Origin of the sequence: Curtobacterium sp. UNCCL20, from assembly GCF_900101675.1 — a bacterium.
GTDB lineage: Bacteria > Actinomycetota > Actinomycetes > Actinomycetales > Microbacteriaceae > Curtobacterium.
This window is the reverse complement of record NZ_FNKG01000001.1, coordinates 1450507-1474235: the sequence shown is the minus strand read 5'-3', so window position 1 is coordinate 1474235 and position 23729 is coordinate 1450507. Positions and strand designations below refer to the sequence as shown.

Here is a 23729-nt window from a genome sequence, read left to right as displayed (position 1 = left end):
AGGCGCGTGGCGACCCCGCCACGCGCCTCCAGGCCGTCCGCCCGTCGCGCCCCGCGTCCTGTCAGAAGCGGTCGATGCTGGCGCGGAGACGCGCGATGCGGTCCGGCAGCGGCGGATGCGTCGAGAACAGACGGTCCATGACCCCCGGGCGCATCGGGTCAGCGATCCAGAGGTGCGCCATCGACGAGTTCTGCGTCTGCATCGGCCGCCCGTACGCGCCGAGCTTCTCGAGCGCGCGGGCGAGGCCCTCCGGGTGCCGCGTCGTCATCGCACCGGTCGCGTCCGCGAGGTACTCGCGCTGCCGCGACACCGCGGCCTGCACGCCCGCGGCGGCGACGGGGGCGACGATGACCGCGACGATCCCCGCGATCAGGAGGATCGGGTTCCCGCCGCCACCGCTGTCGTTGTTGCGGTTCCGCCCGCCGGCGAGCCCGCTGAAGACCGAGATCCGCAGGAGGACGTCCGCGATGAGGCCGACCGCGACGACGAGGCCGAACACCATCGTCGAGACGCGGATGTCGTAGTTCCGGACGTGCCCGAGCTCGTGCGCCATGACGCCTTCGAGTTCCTGGTCGTCCATGATCGCCAGCAGTCCCGTGGTCGCCGCGACGATGGCGTGCTCCGGGTCGCGGCCGGTGGCGAAGGCGTTCGGCGACGGGTCCTCGATCACGAAGACGCGGGGCATCGGCATGCCGGTCGCGATGGCGAGGTTCTCGACCGTGCGCCAGAGCCGGGGTTCGGTGGCACGGTCGATTTCGATGCCACCGGCGATGGCGGTGGCCTGCCGGGCTGCGAGGAAGTACTGCAGCACGGCGTACCCGAGCGCGACGACCAGGACGACGACCCCGATCGAGACGTTGCCCGCCAGGTACCCGCCGAGGAAGCCGAGCGCGCCGATGATCAGCAGGAACACCAGGACGATGAGGACGGTGTTGCGCTTGTTCCGCGCGATCGCGCTGTACACGTCTCAGCCGACGCCGGTCGGATCAGAACTGGACGCGCGGGGGTTCCGCGATCGCCGCGGGTTCGGCGGTCTCGAAGAACGGCGCCTCGGTGAAGCGGCGGCTCTTCGCGAACGACGAGTTCGGGAAGACGCGGATCTTCGTGTTCAGCTCGCGGACGCCGCCGTTGTAGAAGCGCCTGGCCGACTGGATCTTGTCCTCGGTGTCGACGAGCTCGGACTGCAGCTGCAGGAAGTTCTGGCTCGACTGCAGCTGCGGGTACCCCTCGGCGACGGCGAACACACTCTTCAGCGCCTTCTGCATGTGCCCCTCGGCTGCGGAGGCCGAGGTCGCGTCACCGGCGCTGAGCGTCTCGGAGCGGGCCTTCGTGACGTCGTCGAAGACGGACTTCTCGTGTGTCGCGTAGCCCTTCACCGTGTCCACGATCGTCGGGATGAGGTCCGCCCGCCGCTTCAGCTGGACGGAGATGTCGCTCCAGGCCTCGTCGACGCGCACCTTCAGCGTGACGAGCGCGTTGTACGTGACCCACAGGTAGATCCCGATGATCACGAGGAGGACCACCACCACTCCGACGACGATCAGCGTCGTGATGAGTCCGGTGTCCATGAGGGCGTACTCCTTTGCGCGTCGGGATCCGCATGCGCGTCGGGATCCGCGGTCGTTCCGAGGCCGTGACGGCCGGGATCGATTCTATCGACGCGGCAACCCCGTGCCGGTCCGCGGGCACGGTTCACGGCCGATTCCCGAGTCGCACACACCGCACGTCCGGCCTCGACGGCGTGTCGGCCGGAAGGCGGACATCATCCTTCCGACGTATTGACCCGAGCGCCTCGATCACGTGGGATGGAGTCGGATGAACACGCTCGGGGACAACGTGGACGATCAGGCAGTCGGGGGCGACGGCCGCGTTCGGCGATCCCGCGTCGCGCTGCTCGTGACCAGTGGCTTCGTGGTCGTGGGTGCGCTGCTGCTCGGCGCGGCCGGGCCGGCGGTGGCGGATCCGGCAGCGACTGCCGGCGCCGTCGAGGAGACCGCCCCGTCGCCGTCCCCCACCTACCTCCCCGGCGCCGAACCGGCTCCGACCGCGCCGACGGGCGAGCCGCAGAACGGGCTGACGCCACCTCCGGGCACGCCGACTGACCGTCCGGTGAAGCCGACCATCGCCGACCCGGGCGACATCACCAGCGGCACCGTCCGCTTCAGCGGCACCGGCACCCCGGGGCACGGTGTCCGGGTCACCGGGCCGGCCTCGACCGGGTCCGCCGGGTGCTCGGCCGTCGTCCACGATGTCGGTACCTGGTCGTGCTTCGCGACCGTCCGGTCCGGCCCGCAGCAGGTCTTCACCGTCCACGACCGGAACGCACCGGGCCTCGGCTCGGCCAGCGCCCCGGCCTCGGACGTCATCGTGCCACCGACGATCACGACCACCCGTCCCACGAACGGGCCGGTCACGGGGACGGGCCACCCCGGCTCGGTCGTCACGCTCACGGTCTCCGGCACGACCGCCGACCGGACTGCCACGGTCGGTCGCGACGGCCGGTGGACGGTGTCCCTCACCGGAGCCACCTCGGACGCCCGCGCCGACGCCCGACTCAGCGTCACCGCCAGCCAGACCGCCAGCACCGCGGACGGCTACCGATCCGACCTCCGCAGCGCCGCTTCCGCCCCGGTCACGATCACGCTGGACCGCTCCGCACCGGCAGCCCCGCGCATCACGTCGCCCGGTGCCGGCGAACGGGTCGGCAGCCAGCCGTCGACGGTGTCCGGCTCCGGCGAACCCGGTGCCGTCCTCACCGTGTACGTCGACCGGGCGCCGGTCTGCCGGACGGATGTGCCGGGCTCGGGTTCGTGGTCGTGCTCGACGGCGGGTTCGACGCTCCGCCCGGGCACCCGGAGCATCACCGCGACGCAGCAGGACGCGGCGGGCAACTTCTCACGCTCGTCGGCCGCCGTCCGTGTGGTCGTGACGGTGTCGTCGGTGCACCCCTCCGGCTCCGCGAGCGGCCCGACCAGCGCGGGGTCCACCGGCCCGACCGGATCGAGCCCGTCCGGCACCGGCGGCGCGGGCGGCAGCGGGAGCAGCGGGAGCGGCAGCAGCAGCGGTGCCGGAACCGGGAGCGCCGGCGGTGGCAGCACCGACGGCGGCGCGTCGGGCACCGGGACGGGCGCGGCGGCCGGAACGACCGGGCACGCCGACCCGCACCGCCTCGACTGGTCCGGCCCGGCCGGTGACTGGACCGCGTCCACCGCCTACGACACCGCCGTCCCCACGATCCAGACCGCCTTCTCGTGGCGGACCGTGCTCATCGCCACCGCCGTCGCCGCCGGTTTCCTCGTCCTCATCGCCGGTCCGCTCGCCCTGGTGGGTGCCGCCGCCCGGGGTCGCCTCCGCAACCCGTTCGCGGGCGTGCTCGGCCGCAACCGCCCCGCAGCCGAGCGCCGCCACGGCGAGGACGTCCTGCCGACCTGGGCTTCGATCACGGTCGCCGTCCTGCTCGTCGCGCTCTGCACGGTGCTCGGCGTGGGCGTCTCGCTCGAGGCCCGCTACGTCCGTCTGGCGATCGCGGTCCTGCTCGGCGCGGCGGTCCTGACGACGACGATCGTGCTCGCCAGCCGGTGGGCCGCCGGGACCGACCGCGGGGCCGTCGCCTTCCGGCTCTCCCCCTGGCTCGTCCTCGCTGCGCTGGTCGCCTGCGCCGTGACCCGCTCGCTCGACCTCTCCCCCGCGGTCATCGTCGGCGTCGTCCTCGTCCCCGTCGGGCGGCCCGGGGTCGACACCGCGACGCTGCGCCTCGGTGGTGCGCTCGCGGCGGGTGCCCGCAGTGCGACCTGGCGGTCCGTCGCGCTGCTCGTCGTGGCGGCAGCCGGCTGGGTCCTGCACTCGCTGACGCCGGGCTCCGGCTTCTGGGTCTCGATCGTGTCCGAGTTCGCGATCACGCTCTGCGTCGGTGGCCTCGGCGCGGTCGTCGTGACGTTGCTCCCCCTCGCCGGTTCAGCCGGGCAGTCGCTCTTCGAACAGTCCCGGGGCCGGTACGTCGCGATCGCGGCGGTGGGCGTCGCGCTGGCGGCCGCCGTGTACTCCGGCGCCGCCGGCACGCACGTCTCCCCGGTCGTCCTGGTCGGCGTCGCCGCGGCCTGCACGGCGAGCGCTGTCGTCACCGGGCTCCGGCTGCGGACCGGGGCGACGAGCGACCGCACCTCGGTGCCGGCCGACCGCGGGGCCTGAGCCAGGCGGGCACGACCGGCCCGACTCCCGGCGGATACGCTGACGAACGGTGCGTGCAGCACCACGACCGTCCCAGGGAGCGACGATGACCGAGACCCGATCCGACTACGACCCGACGCGGTTCCGCCACGTCTTCGAGTCCAGCTACACGTACGCGAACGGCTTCGCCCGGAACACGCACCGGTTCGCCGACCGACCGGCGCTCCGTGAGCCCGACACCGGCCGCTCGTGGACGTACGCCGAGCTCGGAGCCGGCGTCGACCGGGTGGCCGGCTGGCTGCTCCGTCGCGGTGCGGGTCGCGGGACGGTCGTGATGGTCGAGCTCTTCAACTCCCCCGAGTTCGCGATCCTGTACCTCGCGTGTCACCGCATCGGCGCGGTGTTCTCCCCCACCAACTTCCGGCTCGCACCGGACGAGGTCGCGTTCATCATCGAGGACTCCGCCCCCGTCGTGCTCGTGTACGACGCCGCGCGCACCGTCGACGTGGAAGCCGCACTCCGGAGCGCCCCGCACACCCCCGCACACGTGGTCGTGGTCGGCGAGCAGACGGGCACGGGCACCGCCACGCCCTTCGCAGACCTCCTCGCCGTCGACCCGGTCACCGCCGACGAGCTGGCCGGGACGGAGCCGCGCAGCACCTACGACGAGACGACCCGGCTGTACACGTCGGGCACGACCGGCCGCCCGAAGCCGGTCCCGCTCCCGAGCCTCGTCGAGGTCCTCAGCGCCCACGACGTGATCATGCACTTCCCGCTCAGCCCGTTCGACAAGACGCTCAACATGTCGCCGCTGTTCCACCGCGGCGGCCTCTACTCCGGCGGCCCGAACCCCGTGTTCTACGTCGGCGCCGAACTCACCACGCTCCGGCACTTCGACGCCGACCGCGTGCTCGACCTCGTCGAGTCCGAACGACTGACGTTCCTCATCGGTGCGCCGCCGAACCTCGTGCAACTCGCGAACGCCCAGGAAACCCGGCCGCGCGACCTGTCCTCCCTCAACGGCATCGTCACGATGGGCGCCCCGCTCGACCGCGCCGCGGCCCTCCGCTACCAGGAGCTCCTGTCGCCGCGGATCTTCAACGGGTACGGCACGACCGAGACCTTCTGGAACACGTTCCTCCGCCCCGAGGACTTCCCGGACGGTGCCGGTTCGACGGGCCGCGCCTCCACCGACGACGACGTCGCCGTGGTCCGGGTGTACGAGGACCGGCTCGCTGAACCGACCGACACGGTGCCGAAGGACGGGTCCGAGATCGGCGAGTTCGCCGTCCGCACGGTGAAGTCCGGCTACTCGTACCGGAACCCCGGGCTCGAGGCGGAGAAGTTCGCGAACGGCTGGTTCTACCCCGGCGACCTCGCGACGTGGGACGAGCACGAGCGCGTGACGATCGTTGGCCGCAAGGACGACATGATCATCTCGGGTGGCGAGAACGTCCACCCCGTGCAGGTCGAGGCGGCACTGCAGGAGCACCCGGGCGTCGCCGACTCGATCGTGGTCGGTGTGCCGGACGAACGCTGGGGCGAGGTCGTCACCGCCTACGTCGTGCGTGCGCCCGGCCGGCTGCCGGAGGACGACACCGAGGCCGCTGCCGTGCTGGAGGACTGGACGGGCTCGCACCCGGGTCTCGCCCGCTACAAGCGGCCGCGCCGGTACCGGTTCGTCACCGAGCTGCCGTACAACGCGACCGGCAAGAAGGTCCACTACCTCGCCAAGGCGAGCGCGGCGGACGACCAGGCGGCCGGCCTGTTCATCGAGCCGTAGCGCCCGACCGGTGACCGGTCAGCGGCCTGGAGGCACGTGGCGGGACCGCCACGTGCCTCCAGGCCGGTGATCGGTCGCCGTTCCGTCAGCTCGTCGCGTCGGACGCGCGCTGCGGCGCGTTCCGCGAGAACAGACCGGGCAGGAGCCCGCCGATCTTCGTGCCGATGCACAGACTGACGAACGTCGCGAGGGGCGTCGCCAGCGCCTCCGGGTCGAACGTGGCGACCGCGACCAGTCCGACCGTGCCCGGCACCAGCAGCAGGAACGCCGGGAAGAACGACACCGTCGCCGGGATCGCCGGGACCAGCCGCTCCAGCAAGCGCGTGGCGACGAAGAGCAGCGCCGCCGTGGCGCCCGTCGCGACGACGCTCCCCCACACCGGCGTGATGCCGCTGACCAGCGCGTAGGCGGTGACCATCACCGCTACCGACACCAGCGTCAGGCGCCAGCCGGAACGGAACACCAGGCCGAGCCCGACCGCCAGGGCGACCACGGCCACCCACGAGACCCAGTACGCCGGGACCGCCTCCCAGCCCCCACGCTCGGTGCCGACGCCCGCGACCTCCCCCACGAGCGCAGCCGACGACGGGTCCACGTGCAGTCCGGTCAGGGCGCTGCCGGAGGCGATGCCGGCGGCCATGAAGCCGAGCATGATGAGCCCCTGCATGAGCCGCGACGAGCCGGTGACGATGTCCGACGCCGTGAGCTCGAGCAGGGCGTTCGTGATGAGCGCGCCGGGGACGAACACCGCCACCGGTGCACACACTGCGAAGAGCGGGACGTGGTCGAAGCCGGTGCCGGCGGCGACGAGCCCGACCACCGTCGTGGACGCGAACGCCGCGAGGAACGGGATGATCGCCACTGCCTCACGGAAGCGACGGAGCAGGAGACCGATCACGCCGACGAGCCCGCCGACGGCGAGTGCCACCAGGATCGCCCACCACGGGCAGCGGAACACGACCGCGAGGCCGGCGGAGGTCAGCGCGTTGCCGAGGATCCACGGCACCGCCGGCGGCGGGACGGTGCCCGCGCGGATGGCGCGGACGCGTGCGGGGATCTCCGCGAGGGAGATCGAGCCGCTCTCGAGGCCGAGGACGAGCCGGTTCGCCCGCGCCGCCTGCCGTGAGGACAGCTCGACGCCCTCGGCGTTGACGATCGTCGCGGCGCCGGTCGCGACCTCGCTGACCATGACCAGCGCGGGGAGCACACCCACGGCGAGTGTCGGGCCGACCCCGGCGGCGTCGCGGGCCTTCTCGAGCGCCGAACGGACGTCCGTGACGGAGCTGCCGGCGTCGAGGAGCAGCGCGCCGAGCGTGCCGAGGAGCATCCCGACCGGGACGGTCTCGCCGTCGACGACCTCGACGTGGGCTTCGGGGCGGTTGAGGGCGTTCCGCAGGTTGGCGAGTGCGCTTCCGAATCCGACCACAGAGCGATGGTACTGGCGGGAGGCGGAGGCCCGAGTCTCGCGCCCGTGCGCCCGAGACTCGGGCTCAGCGACAGTTCTCGCGCCGCGGACCCCGCGAAGTGTCGCTTAGGCCGAGTCTCGGCAGCCCGGGGCCGAGGAGCAGCGGTACCCCCGGTGGGACTCGAACCCACAACTCGGCGATTTTAAGTCGCATGCCTCTACCGATTGGGCCACGGGGGCGGGCCGCAACAGCCTACCGACGAAGACGAGGCGGCCACCCCGTCCGGAGTGACCGCCTCGTGTGGAGCGTGTCGCTACTTCGCGTCCGCTTCGGCCTTCACCGGCTCGGCCGCCTTGGAGACGTCCTTCGCCGGCTCGCCGTACGCGGGGCCGGCGGCACCGGCGGGCTTGCCCTCCTCCGGTGCCGGGGCAGCGGCCGGAGCGGCGGGCGCCTCGGCAGCAGGCTTCGGGCGCGAGGCGAACGTCTCGAACGCGGCGCGCGGGGTCTCGCGGTCGTCGAGCGAGGCGATGTCGCGGCCGAGGAAGAAGCCACCCACCCAGTCGCCGATGACGCGCCACTTGCGCTCCCACGACGGCATGGCCAGGCCGTGGTAGCCGCGGTGGGCACCCCAGGCGAGGAAGCCCTTCATCGCGAACTTGCCGGACTGGAACACGCCGATGCCGAGACCGAGGCCCGCGACGGCGCCGAGGTTCTCGTGCTTGTAGTCGCTCGTCGCCTCGCCGCGCATGGTGGCGACGAGGTTCTTCGCGAGCTGCTTCGCCTGACGGACCGCGTGCTGGGCGTTCGGCACGCAGAAGCCGCCGACGCCGCCGCCCGTGAGGTCCGGGACGGCAGCGACGTCGCCGCAGGCCCACGCGTCGGCGATCACGCCGTTGTCGTCGACCACGCGGAGGTCGGGCTGCACCCGGATGCGGCCGCGCTGCTCGAGCGGGAGGTCGGTGCCCTTCACCATCGGGTTCGCCATGACACCGGCGGTCCAGATGATGAGGTCGGACTCGATCTTCTCGATCGCGCCGTCGTTGGTCTTGAGCTCGCAGACGCCGCCCACGGCCGAGGCCAGCTGCGTCTCGAGGTGCACCGTGGCACCGCGCTGTGCGAGGTTCTTGAGCACCCAGTGCGACGTCTCGAGCGAGACCTCGGGCATGATGCGGCCCATGGCCTCGACGAGGTGGAAGTGCGTGTCGTCGAAGGAGATCTGCGGGTAGCTCTTCAGCAGGTCGCTGACGAAGGAGCGGAGCTCGGCGAACACCTCGATGCCGGCGAAGCCGCCACCGACGACGACGACGGTCAGGAGACGGTCGCGCTCGGGGCCGGCCGGCAGGTTCGCGGCCTTGTGGAAGTTCGTGAGGATCTTGTCGCGGATCGCCGCGGCCTCTTCGATGGTCTTGAGGCCGATGGCCTCGTCCGCGACGCCCGGGATCGGGAAGGTGCGGGAGACCGCGCCCGCGGTCATGACGATCTGGTCGTAGGACTCCTCCCACGCCTCACCCTCGGAGGGGGTGATCGTCGCCGTCTTGGTGGCGTGGTCGACCTTCGTGACCTTCGCCGTGACGACGCGGGTCTTCTTGAGGTGACGTCGGTGCGAGACGATCGCGTGACGCGGCTCGATGGAGCCGGCGGCGACCTCGGGGAGGAACGGCTGGTACGTCATGTACGGCAGCGGGTCCACCATCACGACCTCAGCTTCGCCCTGGCGAAGGTGCTTCTCGAGCTTCCAGGCGGTGTAGAAGCCGGCGTAACCGCCGCCGACGACGAGGATCTTGGGCACGGGGAATGGTCTCCTTGGATGGGGGTTGGCCGGGAGTCGAGTCAGACTTCGCCGCCACCCGCCCCGACTCCAGCGTCTGCACCGCCATCATACGCCCGGCACTCACACCGGTCGGGCGACCAGCTCGCGCGCTCGAGCGCGAGGTCGCCGATGGGGTTGACTCCGGGTCCGGCGGCGAGGGCGTGGCCGACGAGGGCGTGCAGGCACTTCACGCGGGTGGGCATGCCGCCCGCACTGATGCCGTCGATCTCGTCGACGTGCTCGATCGACTCGCGATCGGCCAGGTAGGACTCGTGCGCCGCGCGGTACTGCTCGGCGACGTCGGGGTCCTCGAGCAGGGCTGCCAGCTCGGGCATGACCTGGTTGGCCTCGAGGGTGCTGACCGCGGCGGTGGCCGCGGGGTGGCACAGGTAGTACAGCGTCGGGAACGGGGTGCCGTTCGACAGCCGGGGCTTCGTGGACACGACGGTGGGGTTGCCACAGACGCAGCGTGCCGCGATCCCGATGACGTCGCGAGCCGGTCGGCCGAGCTGCGCCGACACGACCTGGACGTCGTGTTCGGAGGGCGGGTCGAAGGGAGGGGTCGTCACGGGTACGTGAGCCTACCGGAGTCCCGCGTCACGTCCTACTTCGTGTCACCGGTGCCGGAGACGTCCGGCGCGACGAGCTGCTCGGTGGTCCGTTCGGTGAGCCCTGAGGTCAGCACCGACGAGAGCATCGCCTGCACCCAGTCGACCTTCGGCGTCTGCACGGTCGAGCTCACCGGCGTGCCGGAGTCCGTCGTGGGCTTGCTGTCGGGCTTGGTGGTCTCGGTGCCCATCACGAGGTAGCTCTCCTCGCCCGGGTACACGTAGAGCAGTCGGTCGCGGGCCTGCGCCTCGATGTACGCCGGGTCGTCCCAGCGCGCCACGTCCTTCTTCTTCTGCGCGACGTCGGCCTTCTGGCTCGCGACCTCGCGCTGCTGCTGCGCGATCTGCTCCTGCTGCTGGATGAGCGTCCGGAGCGAGGGTGCGAGCACGACGACGAACAGCACGATGATCGCCAGCATGAGGAGGCTGAACCCGGAGAACCGGATCGACCGGAACCACGGCTGCTCGGCGCTGCCGTGCTCCGGCATGGCCACGGGGACGCGGCGGACACGGGGCTTCTGGCTGGGCACGGTCCGACGATAACCCGGCGGGGACGGCAGCCGCGGTCGGCACGCGGCCGTTCGGCGCCCTCTCAGCGTCTCCCGTCCGGCGCGCCGGGTCGCGTGCTCGCACCGGGTTGCGTCGCGGTCGGCCTGGAGGCACGGTCCCGCCCCGCCACGCCACCACCGTCGGACGGTGGTCGCGTGGACCGCGGACCGACGGAACGACGGGCCAGCGGGACGACGGGACGACGGGCCGACGGACGACGACGCAGGCGTGTCGTGCGACGGTCTGCCCTCCGGCAACGACGAGACGCCGCCCTCCTGGACGGAGGACGGCGTCCGGTCGTGCAAGCAGCGCTGGTCAGAGCGAAGCGGAGCGCGGGAAGGCCGTGCGGCCCGCGTACACCGCGGCGTCGCCGAGCTCTTCCTCGATGCGGAGCAGCTGGTTGTACTTCGCGACGCGGTCCGAGCGAGCCGGGGCGCCGGTCTTGATCTGGCCGCCGTTCACCGCGACCGCGATGTCCGCGATCGTGGTGTCCTCGGTCTCGCCGGAGCGGTGCGACAGGATCGCCGTCATGCCGTGGCGCTGTGCGAGGGAGACGGCGTCGAGGGTCTCGGTGAGGGTGCCGATCTGGTTCACCTTGACGAGGATCGAGTTGCCGGCCTTCTCGTCGATGCCCCGCTGCAGGCGCGTCGGGTTCGTGACGTAGAGGTCGTCGCCGACGATCTGCACCTTGTCGCCGAGTTCGGCGGTGAGGTGGGTCCAGCCGGCCCAGTCGTCCTCGGCCAGCGGGTCCTCGATGGTGGCGAGCGGGTAGTCGCGGACGAGCTCCGTGAAGTACGCCGTGAACTCCTCGCCGGAGAGCTGCTTGCCCTCGAAGGAGTACTTGCCGTCGTGGAAGAACTCGGTCGAGGCGACGTCGAGCCCGAGTGCGATGTCCTTGCCGGGGGTGAAGCCGGCCTTCTCGATCGCGGCGAGCAGGAAGTCGAGCGCGGCACGGTTCGACGCGAGCTCCGGCGCGAAGCCGCCCTCGTCGCCGAGGCCGGTCGCGAGGCCCTGCTTCTTCAGCTCGCCCTTGAGGGCGTGGTAGGTCTCGACGCCCCAGCGGAGCGCCTCCGAGAAGGACTCGGCGCCGTAGGGCACCAGGAAGAACTCCTGGATGTCGACGTTGGTGTCGGCGTGCGCGCCACCGTTGACGACGTTCATCAGCGGGACGGGCAGCGTGTGCGCGTTCGGGCCACCGAGGTAGCGGAACAGCGGCAGGTCGGCCGAGTCGGCAGCGGCGCGGGCGACGGCGAGCGAGGCGCCGAGGATCGCGTTCGCACCGAGGCGCGACTTGTTCTCGGTGCCGTCGAGCTCGATGAGCGCGGCGTCGACGAGGCGCTGGTCGGTGGCGTCGAAGCCCTCGAGCGCCGGGCCGATCTCGTCGAGGACGGCGTCGACGGCCTTGAGGACGCCCTTGCCGCCGTAGCGCGAGGCGTCTCCGTCACGGAGTTCGTACGCCTCGAACGCACCGGTGGAGGCACCGGAGGGGACGAGCGCGCGCGACACGACGCCGTCGTCGAGGAGGACCTCGACCTCGACCGTCGGGTTGCCTCGGGAATCGAGGACTTCGCGTGCTCCTACGGCATCGATCAGGGCCACTGGGTACTCCCTACACGTTCGGTTGTGGTGATTGCGGGATCGATCCTACCGAGGCCGGGTGAACACGAGTCCCGCATGACGTCGGCTGTGGAGAACTCAGACGAGCGGGCGGAACTCCACACCCTCGAGCGACTCGGTGTCGGCGTTCACCGGAGCGAAGGCGTCGAACCCCTGTGCGACCAGCCCGGCGAGCAGGTTCTTCATGTTCTTGGTGCGGCGTTCCAGCCGGACGCGCCGGTGCCCCTCGAGCGCCTCGGACTTGAGGGCGGCGAGTCGGACCGGGTCGACGTCCTTGTCGTACACGAGCACGACGGCGTCGGACTCGTTCGACTCCGGCAGCGTCACGAGGTCGACCAGCCGCTCGAACCCGAGCGAGAACCCGACCGCCGGGACGTCCTGGCCGAGGAACCGCCCGATCATGCCGTCGTACCGGCCGCCGCCGCCGAGGCTGTAGCCGAAATCCGGGTGCGCGACCTCGAAGATGGTGCCGGTGTAGTACCCCATCCCCCGCACGAGCGTGGGGTCGAAGCGCAAGTCGACCCCGGGCAGCGCCAAGCGGAGGCGGAGCAGGTCGTCGAACGCGTCCTGGTCCAGCCAGTCGACACCGTGGACGGACTCCCAGTCGGCGGTCTCGAGCGCGCGGATCGTGTCCTCGAGCCCGGGCAGCTCGGCCCCGACCGTCTCGCGGAGCTCCGTGGCGACACCGTCCGCACCGATCTTGTCGAGCTTGTCGATCGTGATGAGGGCCCGGTCGGCGGCAGCCGGGTCGGTGATGCCCCAGGACGCGAGCAGCGCGAGCAGGATGCGGCGGTCGTTGATCCGGATCGTCGTGCCGGCGATCCCGAGCGCGTCGAGTGCAGCCGTGGTGGCCCGGATGAGCTCGATCTCCGCGAGCTGTCCCGGTTCCCCGAGGATGTCGATGTCGCACTGGACGAACTGGCGGTACCGGCCCTTCTGCGGCCGTTCGGCACGCCACACCGGAGCGATCTGCACCGAGCGGAACACGGCGGGCAGCTCGGCACGGTGCGAGGCGTAGAACCGTGCGAGCGGCACGGTGAGGTCGAACCGGAGCCCGAGGTCGGCCAGCTCCAGCGGGGCCTCGGCGCGCTGCAGGTCCTCCGTGCTGAGGCCGCGCTTCATGACCGCGAACGCGAGCTTCTCGTTGTCGCCACCGAGGCCGGAGTGGAGCCGCGCGGCGTCCTCGACGACCGGGGTCTCGATCTCGTCGAAGCCGTGGTGCGCGTACACCCCTCGGATCACTCCGAGGACGTGCTCACGGCGGTCCTTGTCCGCGGGGAGGAAGTCACGCATGCCACGGGGTGCCGTCACGGTCGAAGCCATGCGCCAATTCTGACAGACCGGCACCCTCGGGTTGCGCGAGTCCTGGCCTGCTGATATTCTTCATGCAGAACCTCGGTCGGCCGGGTGCCTGATCCACTCGTCCGACCGTTCGCGTGGGCAACGTGCTGCAGTGTGCCCCGCGGTTCGAGCGGGCTCCCCTGCCGGCACCTCTTTCCCTGGTGGTGCCGACTGCCCGCTCGCGGGCGTCCTCCTTTTTTCGGGTTGGGAGGGCGCCCGCATTCTCGACCCCTCGCCCACGGGGTCAGTCGCCGGCGCGACCCGCTGCCTCCAGGTTCGCGACCGCGGCACGGAGGCTCGCGATCGGGTCGATCCCGCCGACCCGCGCCGCAGCGACCTCGGCCAGCATCGCGGCGCCCCACCGCGGATCCGCGGTCCCCGCGCCGTCGGCGGCGTCCGCGCCGTCGGCGGCGCCCGCGCCGTCGACCTCCGCCGTGCCGGCGGCAGCGCCCGCCCTTTCGGCAGCTCCCGTCACCTCGGCAGCGCCCGTCCCCACGGCGGCGCCCGTCCCCTCGGCCGCACCCGAGGCACTGGACGCGCCCGACGTCACGGAGGCGACGACGGTGTCGGCGTCCCCACGTTCCTCCAGGCGTTCCAGCAGTTTCACCGCACGCTCCAACGGCGGCATCGCCCGCGGCACTCCGTCGAACACGCTCTGCCGCGCCGACTTCTCCGCTGCCTTTGCCGCACGCCACACCCGCACGACGTCCTCGACGGTGTCCGCCCGCTCGTCACCGAACACGTGCGGGTGGCGGCGCACCATCTTGTCGCGGGCTGCGGCGGCGACGTCCTCGAGGTCGAACTCCGGGGCGAGTCCCGCGTGGAGGACGACCTGGTACAGCACGTCGCCGAGTTCCTCGCGGAGGTCGTCGACGTCACCGGAGTCGATCGCGTCGACGAGTTCGTAGGACTCCTCGACCGCGTACCGGGCCAGCGACGCGTGGGTCTGCGCGCGGTTCCAGACGCATCCTCCGGACGGGTCGAGCAGGTGGTCGACGACGGCGACGAGGTCCGAGACGGCGGTCATGCGGTCATCGTGCCACGACCCGCCGCCTGGACGCCCGCTCGGAGCGCCCGGTATGCTGGACGTGGCGTGTCGGGAAGTCTGGTCGACGGACCATCACCCGTACCCACTCCTACGGAGCTCCATGTCGGCACTCGTCCGCTCCCCGCGCTTCAGCGCCATCGCCCTGCTCACCGCGGCTGTCCTCGGACTCATCGTCGCGAACTCGCCGCTCGGCCCCGGCCTCGAGCACGCCCTGCACGTCCACGCGCCGTGGGGTGCCGTCGGCCTCGACCTGTCGGTGTCGCACTGGATCAGCGACGGCCTGCTCGCGGTGTTCTTCCTGCTCGTCGCGATCGAGCTCAAGCACGAACTCGTCGTCGGCGAACTGTCGAACCCGAAGACGGCGATCATCCCCGCCATCGCGGCGGTCGGCGGCGTGCTCGTCCCCGCGGGCGTCTACCTGGCGGTGACCGCGGGCACGAACTACACGCACGGCTGGCCGATCCCGACCGCGACGGACATCGCGTTCGCGCTCGGTGTGCTCGCGATGTTCGGTCGGGGACTGCCCTCGACCCTCCGGGTGTTCCTGCTCGCCCTCGCCGTGCTCGACGACCTCATCGCGATCATCATCATCGCAGTCGTGTTCGCGCACGACACCGACTTCGTCGCGCTCGTCGGCGCCGTCGTGGTGCTCGTCCTGTTCTGGCTCCTCGCCAAGGCCCTCCGCCCGGGTCGTCCCGGGCAGGTGTGGGTCATCGCGGGCATGGTCGTCCTCGGCGTCCTGACCTGGTGGCTCGTCTACCACTCCGGCGTGCACGCGACCATCGCCGGCGTCGCCCTCGGTCTCGTGCTCCCGCGTCGCCCCGGGCACACCCTCCACGAGAACGTCGAGCCATGGTCGAACGCCATCGTCCTCCCGGTGTTCGCGTTCGCCTCGGCGGCGGTCGTGGTGCCATCGGTCGGCATCGGTGAGCTCTCCCCCACGTTCTGGGCCGTGGTCCTGGCGCTCCCGGTCGGCAAGGTGATCGGCATCACGCTGTTCGGCTCGGTCGCGACGCGGATCTTCCGCGCGCCGGGTCGGTCCACGCTGTCGTTCTGGTCGATCGTCACGGTCGGGGTGCTCGGCGGCATCGGGTTCACGGTGTCGCTGCTCATGAACGAGCTGGCGTTCGCGCGCAACGAGGAGATCCTCGACGAGGGCGTGCTCGCGGTCCTGGTCGGCTCCGGCATCGCGATCGTCGCGTCGGCGGTGATGGTCAGCATCCGGGCGCGGCGGTACCGGGCGCGGCGCGAGCTGTCCGAGGCCGAGGCGACCGAGTAGCGGGGCGGGGGCGGCGGCGCGGGCTGCGTCGCCGGCCCCTGCCTTCGACATTCCACGCGTCGATCGACAGGTGGATCGTCGCAACATGCACACACACCGGCTGCGCATGCATCGATCGACATTCCACGCGTCGATCGACAGGTGGATCGTCGCAACATGCACACGATCCGTGCGTGTACAAGTTTCGACACCGGGCCAGGCCGGGCCGGGGTACGGCGGCACCCGCCCACCGACGCGGGGCAGGAGCGGTCGACCGCGCCACCTTCGGCCTGGAGGCGCGGAGCGACGCCGCCACGCGCCTCCAGGCCGACTCCGCGCACGTCCGCAGGCCGCTCTCACACTCCGCCAGCGCGCTGGCCCCTCCGCGTCGCCGCGCGCCTACGCGGCGGACGTCTCCGCCGGCGCCTTGGACGCCCCGTACACCGCCGTCAGGATGCTCTCGACCCACTGGATGAGCCCGTCGTCCGGCAGGGTCTCACCGTGCGGCTTCGGCAGCGGGATGCTCGCGGCGTCCTGCTGCGGGAACCACCGGGCACCCGGGTACATGCGCTTCAGCCGGACCTGCGCGGAGTCGGCGAGCTCCTTGCCCGCGACGCGCAGGTTCGAGCCCATCACGACGACGTCGGAGAGCCCGACCTGCTGCGCCATCCGGCGGAGGCGCGAGACCTCGACCAGGGTGAGCACGGGCTGCGGCGGCTGGCCGTACCGGTCGGTGAGCTCGTCGAGGACCATGTCGATCCCCTCTGCCTGGGCGGCCGGAGCGGAGGCCGCCGAGAGCTTCTGGTACGCCTCGAGCCGGAGCCGTTCGGACTCGACGTAGTCCTCGGGGATGTGTGCGTCGACGGGGATCTCGAGCCGGAGCTCGGTCTGCCCCTCGGCGACGTCCCCGCGGAACTGGGACACGGCCTCGCCGATCATGCGGAGGTACAGGTCGAAGCCGACCCCGGCGATGTGCCCGGACTGCTCACCGCCGAGCAGGTTGCCCGCGCCGCGCAGCTCGAGGTCCTTCATGGCGACCTGCATGCCCGCGCCGAGCTCGTTGTTGGCGGCGATGGTCTCGAGGCGGTCCTGCGCGGTCTCGGAGAGCGGCTTGTCGGCGTCGTAGAGGAAGTAGGCGTAGCCACGCTCTCGACCACGACCGACACGGCCGCGCAGCTGGTGGAGCTGCGAGAGACCGTACTTGTCGGCCTTGTCGATGATGAGCGTGTTCGCGTTGGCGATGTCGAGACCGGTCTCGATGATGGTCGTCGAGACGAGCACGTCGAACCGGCGCTCCCAGAAGTCGACCATCACCTGCTCGAGGGTGCTCTCGGACATCTGCCCGTGCGCGACGGCGATCCGGGCGTCCGGGACGATCTCGGCGAGGTGCGCGGCGACCCCCTGGATGTCCTTCACGCGGTTGTGCACGTAGAACACCTGCCCCTCGCGGAGGAGCTCGCGGCGGATGGCCGCGGCGACCTGCAGGTCCGACTGGGGCCCGACGAACGTGAGGATCGGGTGGCGGTCCTCGGGCGGTGTGGCCAGGGTCGACATCTCGCGGATGCCCGTGACGGCCATCTCGAGCGACCTGGGGATCGGGGTGGCGGACATCGCGAGGACGTCCACGTTGGTCTTGAGCTTCTTCAGCTGGTCCTTGTGCTCGACGCCGAACCGCTGCTCCTCGTCGATGATGACGAGCCCGACGTCCTTGAACTGGACGCCCTGCGACAGGATCCGGTGCGTGCCGATCACGATGTCGACGGTGCCGTCGGCGAGCCCGGCGAGGGTCTCCTTCGACTCCTTCTCGGTCTGGAAGCGGCTCAGCGCGCGGAGGTGCACCGGGAACCCGGCGAAGCGCTCCTGGAAGGTCTCCATGTGCTGGCGGACGAGCAGGGTCGTCGGCACGAGCACGGCGACCTGTTTGCCGTCCTGCACGGCCTTGAACGCGGCACGGATCGCGACCTCGGTCTTGCCGTAGCCCACGTCGCCGGAGAGCAGGCGGTCCATCGGGATCGGGCTCTCCATGTCCCGCTTGATCTCGTCGATGGTGGTGAGCTGATCGGCGGTCTCGGCGAACGGGAACGCCTCTTCCAGCTCGCGCTGCCACGGCGTGTCCGGGCCGAACGCGTGGCCCTTCGACGCCATCCGCGCGGAGTACAGCTTCACGAGGTCGACGGCGATGTCGCGGACGGCCTTCCGTGCCTTCGACTTCGCGGCGGACCAGTCCGAGCCGCCCATCTTCGACAGGGTCGGGTTCTCGCCGCCGACGTAGCGCGACAGCTGGTCGAGCTGGTCGGTGGGCACGAAGAGCTTGTCGCCCGGGTAGTTCCGCTTCGACGGCGCGTACTCGAGTACGAGGTACTCGCGCTGCGTCTTCACGGCGTTGCGGCCGCCACTCGACACCTCGCGCGAGACGAGCTCGACGAACTTGCCGATGCCGTGGGTGGCGTGCACGACGACGTCGCCCGGCTTGAGCTGCAGCGGGTCGACGACGTTCTTGCGGCGGCTCGCGAGCTTCTTGACGGTGCGGGCACCCTGCTGGACGCTCCGGCCGTAGAACTCGGCCTCGCTGAGGACCGCGATGCGCGGATCCGGGGTGGCGAAGCCCGCCTCGACGGTGGCCGTCGTCACGATGGCGACACCCGGCTCCGGAGGCGCGGCGAGGGCTTCGGCACGGGCTGCGACCCCGGCGTCGGCGAGGACCTGCACCGCTCGTTCGACGAGCCCCTGCCCCTGGGCGGTCACCACAACGGCCCATCCGTCGTCGGTGAGCTCCTTCACGTGTGCGATCGCCCCGTCGGCGCTGCCGGCGAAGCTCGGGACCGCCTCGGCACGGACGCGGATGTACTCCCCCGCCTCGGCCGCGGCCTCGGCGTCGGTGAGGACACGCTGTTCGTCGCCCTCGTCCAACCCGGAGTCGAACGGCGACACGGTCCACCAGGTGCGCTGCCCGCGGCCGTTCTTGAGCTGCTGCACGGTGAGGAAGTTGCCGGCGTCGAGGTCGATCGGTGCCTGGGCCCCGGCGACCGCCGCACTCCACGCTGCCTGCAGGAACTCGGTGTTCGTCTCGGCGAGGCTGTGCGCACGGCCGCTCACCCGCTCGGGCGAGAGCACCGCGATGACGGAGTCCTCGGGCAGGTACGCCGTGATCGGGACGAGGTCCTGCACGAGCGCCGGTGCGAGGGACTCCATGCCCTCGACCGGGATCCCCTCGGCGATCTTCGCGAGCATCTGGGACAGGTTCGGGAACTCGTGGAGCATCTCGCGCGCCCGCTGCCGGACGTCGTCGCTGAGCAGGAGTTCGCGCGACGCGGTGAGCTCGACCGAACCGAGGTCGTCGTCCGTCGTGCGCTGGTCGGCGACGGAGAAGGACTTGATCGCCTCGATCTCGTCACCGAAGAAGTCGACACGGACGGGGTGGTCGGCAGTCGGCGGGAAGACGTCGAGGATGCCACCGCGGACGGCGAACTCACCGCGGCGGGTGACCAGGTCGACCCGGGCGTACGCCATGTCGACGAGCTGCCCGGCGATCCCTGCGAGGTCGTTGCCGCGGGACCCGGTCCGCAGCACGATCGGGGCGAGCGACGTCAGGTTGCCCGCGAGGGGCTGCAGTGCGGCGCGGACGCTCGCCACGACGACGGTGGTCCGGCGTTCGGCGGCCGGGGTGTCCTGCCAGACCGCGAGCTTCCGGAGCGTCGCGATGCGGGTGCCGACGGTCTGCGCACTCGGGCTGAGCCGTTCGTGCGGCAGGGTCTCCCACGCCGGGAACTCGAGGACCTCGGCCTCGGGGAGGTAGCTACCGACCGCACCGCGCACGGCTTCGGCCTCGCGTCCGGTGGCGGTGATCACGAAGACGCACTGCGGCCCGTGGCGTTCGGTGAGCAGTGCACCGAGGAGCGGCACACGCAGGCCGTCGACCACCGAGAAGTCGGCGTCACGACGTGCGGTGCGGAGGACGCGATCGAACGCGGAGGCGCGCGAGAGCGCAGGGATGATGCCCGAGATCGTCACTCAGGACATGGTACCGGCGACCCCCGACAGCGGTCGCCCCGTGCGCGAACGGCGAACGCCGGACGCACCACCTGGCTCGGTGGGCATCCGGCGTCCGCGGTGAGCGCGCTTACTCCGTCGCGGTGAACTCCACCGTGACGGGCACACTGCCGGCGGCCTCGATGCGGAACTCCTGCGCCCCGGGCACGGCGCGCACGAGGGCGCGCCAGCGCCCGTCAGTACCGGCCGTGACGATGGTGTCCGCGTTGGGGATCTTCCGGTTGTAGACGGACACCGCGGCGGACGCCTTCGCCGTGCCGGTCACCTCGACCCAGTCCTTGAACGGGGTCTCGTTCGCGACGAGTTCGACCGTCGAACCGGGCTGCGGGGAGGTGACGACGACCTGCGATCCCGACTCCGCGGCAACCGTGAACGGGACACGGACCGGGACCCCGTCACCGATCTGCTGGACGAGGACGCTGGCCGGTCCGGCACCGAAGCCGGTCGAGAGGACCGACCACGTGCCGTCGTCACGGGTGGTCGTCGCGACCTCTCGTCCTCCCTTCGCCTCGTCGAGCACGCTGATCCGAGCACCGGCCGGTGCGGTGCCGCTGAACCGGATCGAATCCGGCTCCCAGGGCTTGTCCGACACCACCGGCTCGACCGTCGTCCCGGCAGCCGGCGTCGTCACGGTGTGCTGCCGCTCCGAGGTCGACTCGACGCTGAAGGAGACGTCCACGCTGACGACACCGTCGGGCCCCGTGCCGACGAAGCGCGCGGTGGTCGCACCGACCGCGACCGGCAGCTCTCCCGACTCCCAGGTGCCGTCCGCGAGGACGACCGTCGACCGCAGGCGGTCCTGCGCGTCGCGGATCAGGACCTCGGACCCGGGTGTCCCGGTGCCGTGGCACCGGACGATCCCGTCGTCGGTCCGGATCGTGCCGTCAGCCGAGGGGCTGAGAACCTGGAAGGCGCGGAGGTCGGGACGGATGCGCACCGCCGCAGCGGCCGCACCCGGCGTGCCGGGATCCTGCTGGACGGTGCCCACGACGGCATCGGGGACGTCCGTTCCGGAGAACCCACCGCCGAGGGAGGCTCCGGGGATGCGCCAGGTGCCGTCGGCTCGGACGGTCGTCGAGGCCTCCCGGGGCGCACGCCGCTCGCCATCCGGGACGAAGCCGACCGTCGCGCCGGGCCTGCCGGTCCCCGTCAGTGCCGGAGTACCGCTGGACGAGGCGACGAGGTCCGCGTCCGAGGTCAGCCCGAAGCGGGTGGTCGCGGGCTCACTCAACGACGCCGACCACCGGCCCGCCGGTCCCACGATCGTGTGGACGTCAGCACCGTCGTACTGCAGCGAGACCTCGGCGCCCGGCTCGCCGAACCCCGTCGCGCGGCGGCTCCCCGAGAACTCTCCATCCGCAGCCGGTGCCGTGATCTCCACGGGGTTCCCCCAGTCGAAGTCCACGTCACCCGAACGGAGAGCGGTGCCCGCCTCGTCCTGCTCGGTCACGTGGACGGTGGTGACACCGCCTGCGTTCGGCGCGGGGATCGCTACCCGGTAGTAGCCCGTCTCACGGTCGACGTCGTCGGCACCGACGACCGCGCCGCCGCTCGAGGTCACCTCGACCCGATCCGCACCCTGTGCCGTTCCCTCGACGAACGCCTGCTCGGCATCATCCGCCGGGAACACCGCGGTGGCGTTGAGGGAACCGGATGCACGCACCGACACCGTCTGCTCGGTGGTGAAGGCGCCGAACCCGACGTGGCTCACCCGGACCGGTTGGAAGGCCTTCTCCGACCGGTCCAACTCGACCGGGATCGACCACCGCCCATCGCGCCCGACGGTCGTCGGCGCGCCGGTTCCCCCACCGATGACCCGGACCGAGGCACCGACGTCGCCGGTTCCGTTGAGCACGACCCGCCCGGACCCGTCGTCGACCACGACGGACGAGCCGACCTGCACCCCCGCGCTGTACGGCACGTTCACCCAGGAGCGTTCCGCGAGGCGGTCCGCACCGCGTTCGACCACGGAGATGAGCAACTCGGAGGAGGTGGTCCCGGCCTTCCCCGCGGGCAGGACGGCCGAGAAGGAGCCGTCGGCGTCGGACCCGATGCTCAGGAGCACGCGGCCGTAGACGTCTGCGACCGTGACGTCGCTGGACGGCCGGGTGGTGCCGGTCAGCTGCGGCCCCTGGTCGAAGCGATCCGGGACGGTGACCTCAGCGGACACGGCCGGCGTCGTTCCCTGGTACTGCAGCGTGATCCCGGTGTGCGCCGCGTCGTCCACGTCGTCCACCGCCAGCAGCGCGCCCGAGAGCTCGGTGGTCCCGACGAAGGTCGGCCCGCTGGACGCCACCAGGCGTCCGCCCTCGACGGACCAGTTCGCGTTCGGGGCATTGCACCGGAGGCTGTCGAGGGCCGCGGTGAGGCGCGGCCCGGACGGCACCAACGCGAGGCACCGACCGTCGCGGCCGACGAACTTCGTGAAGCCGTTCCGGGCGGCGTACGCGTCGAACACCGTGAGGTCGTTGGTCTCGAACGCTGCTCCCCGGTCGTCGAACCGGCGGAGCTGGGCGCTGCGGCCCTGGCCGTGCCACGCGAGGACGCTGTCCTCGTCCTCTTCGACGGGGCTGTCGACCACGAGGTTCACGGTCTGCCCGGGCAGGACCTCCTGCGGGAGCGGCAGCGTGCGAGCAACCGACTCCGCGGTGCGCGCACCGGGTGCAGCCTGAGCGACGATGCCGCTCACGGTTGCCGTGATGAGCGCTGCGAGGGACGCGGTCACCAGGATTGGCGGGACGATCGGATGCATGGTCCTCCTCAGGACGTCGAGAGGAGGCAAGCATCACAGAACCGGTCTGATGGAATACCGTATGTCAGATATACATCACGACGGCGCATGCACCCGCTGCTGCGCCGCGAGGAGCCCGAGCTCGGCGATCGCCTCGACCGCGTCGGCACCGTCCGTCAGCAGGTTCGGCAGCGTCTTCTTCTCGGTCGGCGAGAAGTCACGCAGCACGTAGTCGGCCGGGTCCTGTCGCCCCGGGGGACGGCCGATGCCGATCCGCACGCGGGAGAACTCGTTCGTACCGGTGGCCTTGATGATGTCGCGGAGGCCGTTGTGCCCGCCGTGACCGCCGCTGCCCTTGAGCCGGACGGTGTCGAACGGCAGGTCCAGCTCGTCGTGCACGACCACGAGCTCGGCCGGCGTCGCGCCGTAGAAGCCGAGCACCGACGACACCGGGCCGCCGGAGGTGTTCATGAACGACCCCGGCTTGGCGAGCACCAGCCGGGTTCCCCCGGGCACCAGGCGCCCCTCGGCGACCTGGTTCGGGGTCTTGTGCTTCTTGAACGTCGCACCCATCCGGGCGGCGAGTTCGTCGAGGACCATCTGGCCGACGTTGTGGCGGTTGCCGGCGTAGCCGGGCCCGGGGTTCCCGAGCCCGACCACGACCAGCAGGTTGTCTGCCATCAGCGTCGACCAGATGTCTCGAGGGGTTGTTACTCGGAGTCCGAAGCGCCCTCGGCACCGGACTCGGCGCCGGCCTCGGCCGAAGCGGCGTCGGCAGCGTCGTCGTCGGCGGTGCCACGCGGGGTGACGATCGCGACGACGAGCGCCTCGGGGTCGGTCTCGAGCTCGGCGCCCTCGGGGAGCTCGAGCTGCGACGCGTGGATCTGCACGCCGTCCTCGAGGTCCTCGACGTTGACGGTGACGTGCTCCGGGATGTCCGTCGCGAGCACCAGGAGCGAGACCGTGTTGAGGTCCTGCACGTGGATGGTGCCGGAGAAGGACTCGCCCTCGATCACGACGGGGACGTCGACGGTGACCTTCTCGCCGCGGCGGAGGACGACGAGGTCGATGTGCTCGATGATCTGACGCACCGGGTCACGCTGGACGTCCTTGACGAGGGCGAGCTGGGCCGCGCCTTCGATGTCGAGGTCGACGACCGCGTTGGCGGTACGGACGAGCAGCATGGTCTCGTGGCCGGGCAGCGAGATGTGCTGCGGCTCGGTGCCGTGGCCGTAGACGACGGCGGGGATCTTGTCGGCCGCGCGGAGCTTGCGGGCAGCGCCCTTGCCGAACTTGGTGCGGACTTCCGCTGCGAGCTTGGTGTAGTCGGCCATGGTGCCTCCTGGTCTCGGGGACGACAC

16 protein-coding genes and 1 tRNA gene are annotated in these 23729 nt (G+C 71.4%); 3 read left to right on the top strand and 14 right to left on the bottom strand.

Annotation, left to right across the window (positions count from 1 at the left end; all coding sequences use genetic code 11):
* Positions 1–61 precede the first annotated feature (61 nt).
* A complete protein-coding gene (locus BLT36_RS07220) occupies positions 62–964 on the bottom strand; it encodes a M48 family metalloprotease (protein ID WP_092093397.1) in 903 nt (300 codons plus the stop codon).
* Positions 965–986: 22 nt separating this feature from the next.
* Entirely contained in the window at positions 987–1568 is a 582-nt protein-coding gene (locus BLT36_RS07215) for a LemA family protein (RefSeq protein ID WP_175529533.1), read from the bottom strand.
* Between the two features lie 247 nt (positions 1569–1815).
* Between BLT36_RS07215 and BLT36_RS07210 the strand changes: the two genes are divergently transcribed.
* Positions 1816–4188: a hypothetical protein gene (locus tag BLT36_RS07210; protein ID WP_092093395.1), complete on the top strand. Its 2373-nt coding sequence runs from the start codon at positions 1816–1818 to the stop codon at positions 4186–4188.
* 85 nt (positions 4189–4273) lie between these two features.
* A complete protein-coding gene (locus BLT36_RS07205) occupies positions 4274–5950 on the top strand; it encodes a class I adenylate-forming enzyme family protein (RefSeq protein WP_092093392.1) in 1677 nt (558 codons plus the stop codon).
* An 85-nt stretch (positions 5951–6035) separates the two neighbouring features.
* On the opposite strand, the gene BLT36_RS07200 is transcribed toward BLT36_RS07205, so the two are convergent.
* From BLT36_RS07200 to BLT36_RS07165, 8 genes are all read right to left on the bottom strand, one after another.
* Positions 6036–7376 (bottom strand): threonine/serine exporter family protein, encoded by a 1341-nt coding sequence (locus tag BLT36_RS07200; protein ID WP_175529532.1) that lies wholly within the window; start codon positions 7374–7376, stop codon positions 6036–6038.
* 145 nt (positions 7377–7521) lie between these two features.
* A tRNA-Leu gene (locus BLT36_RS07195) sits at positions 7522–7595 on the bottom strand.
* A 74-nt stretch (positions 7596–7669) separates the two neighbouring features.
* On the bottom strand, positions 7670–9145 hold the full coding sequence (locus tag BLT36_RS07190; RefSeq protein WP_092093389.1) for an NAD(P)/FAD-dependent oxidoreductase: 1476 nt from the start codon (positions 9143–9145) through the stop codon (positions 7670–7672).
* 41 nt (positions 9146–9186) lie between these two features.
* Positions 9187–9735, bottom strand: a complete 549-nt coding sequence (locus BLT36_RS07185; protein WP_092093387.1) for a DUF501 domain-containing protein — start codon at positions 9733–9735, stop codon at positions 9187–9189.
* A gap of 35 nt (positions 9736–9770) precedes the next feature.
* Entirely contained in the window at positions 9771–10304 is a 534-nt protein-coding gene (locus BLT36_RS07180) for an FtsB family cell division protein (protein WP_092093384.1), read from the bottom strand.
* 334 nt (positions 10305–10638) lie between these two features.
* Positions 10639–11922 (bottom strand): phosphopyruvate hydratase, encoded by a 1284-nt coding sequence (eno, locus tag BLT36_RS07175; protein WP_092093382.1) that lies wholly within the window; start codon positions 11920–11922, stop codon positions 10639–10641.
* Positions 11923–12018: 96 nt separating this feature from the next.
* Positions 12019–13263 (bottom strand): histidine--tRNA ligase, encoded by a 1245-nt coding sequence (hisS, locus tag BLT36_RS07170; RefSeq protein ID WP_092093379.1) that lies wholly within the window; start codon positions 13261–13263, stop codon positions 12019–12021.
* 262 nt (positions 13264–13525) lie between these two features.
* Positions 13526–14308 carry a MazG family protein gene (locus tag BLT36_RS07165; protein ID WP_092093377.1) on the bottom strand — a complete coding sequence of 261 codons (783 nt, stop codon included), beginning with the start codon at positions 14306–14308 and terminating at the stop codon, positions 13526–13528.
* Between the two features lie 121 nt (positions 14309–14429).
* On the opposite strand from BLT36_RS07165, the gene nhaA reads away from it, so the two are divergent.
* On the top strand, positions 14430–15608 hold the full coding sequence (gene nhaA / locus BLT36_RS07160) for a Na+/H+ antiporter NhaA (protein ID WP_092093375.1): 1179 nt from the start codon (positions 14430–14432) through the stop codon (positions 15606–15608).
* A gap of 378 nt (positions 15609–15986) precedes the next feature.
* On the opposite strand, the gene mfd is transcribed toward nhaA, so the two are convergent.
* The 4 genes from mfd to BLT36_RS07140 all read right to left on the bottom strand — a co-directional run bounded on the left by mfd (position 15987) and on the right by BLT36_RS07140 (position 23702).
* A complete protein-coding gene (gene mfd / locus BLT36_RS07155) occupies positions 15987–19598 on the bottom strand; it encodes a transcription-repair coupling factor (protein ID WP_092093372.1) in 3612 nt (1203 codons plus the stop codon).
* Positions 19599–19707: 109 nt separating this feature from the next.
* The gene (locus BLT36_RS07150; RefSeq protein WP_139166399.1) at positions 19708–22389 is read right to left on the bottom strand and encodes a hypothetical protein; all 2682 of its coding nucleotides are present in this window, start codon (positions 22387–22389) and stop codon (positions 19708–19710) included.
* Positions 22390–22464: 75 nt separating this feature from the next.
* A complete protein-coding gene (pth, locus tag BLT36_RS07145) occupies positions 22465–23049 on the bottom strand; it encodes an aminoacyl-tRNA hydrolase (RefSeq protein WP_092093366.1) in 585 nt (194 codons plus the stop codon).
* Between the two features lie 29 nt (positions 23050–23078).
* Positions 23079–23702 carry a 50S ribosomal protein L25/general stress protein Ctc gene (locus BLT36_RS07140; protein ID WP_092093364.1) on the bottom strand — a complete coding sequence of 208 codons (624 nt, stop codon included), beginning with the start codon at positions 23700–23702 and terminating at the stop codon, positions 23079–23081.
* Positions 23703–23729: the final 27 nt, after the last annotated feature.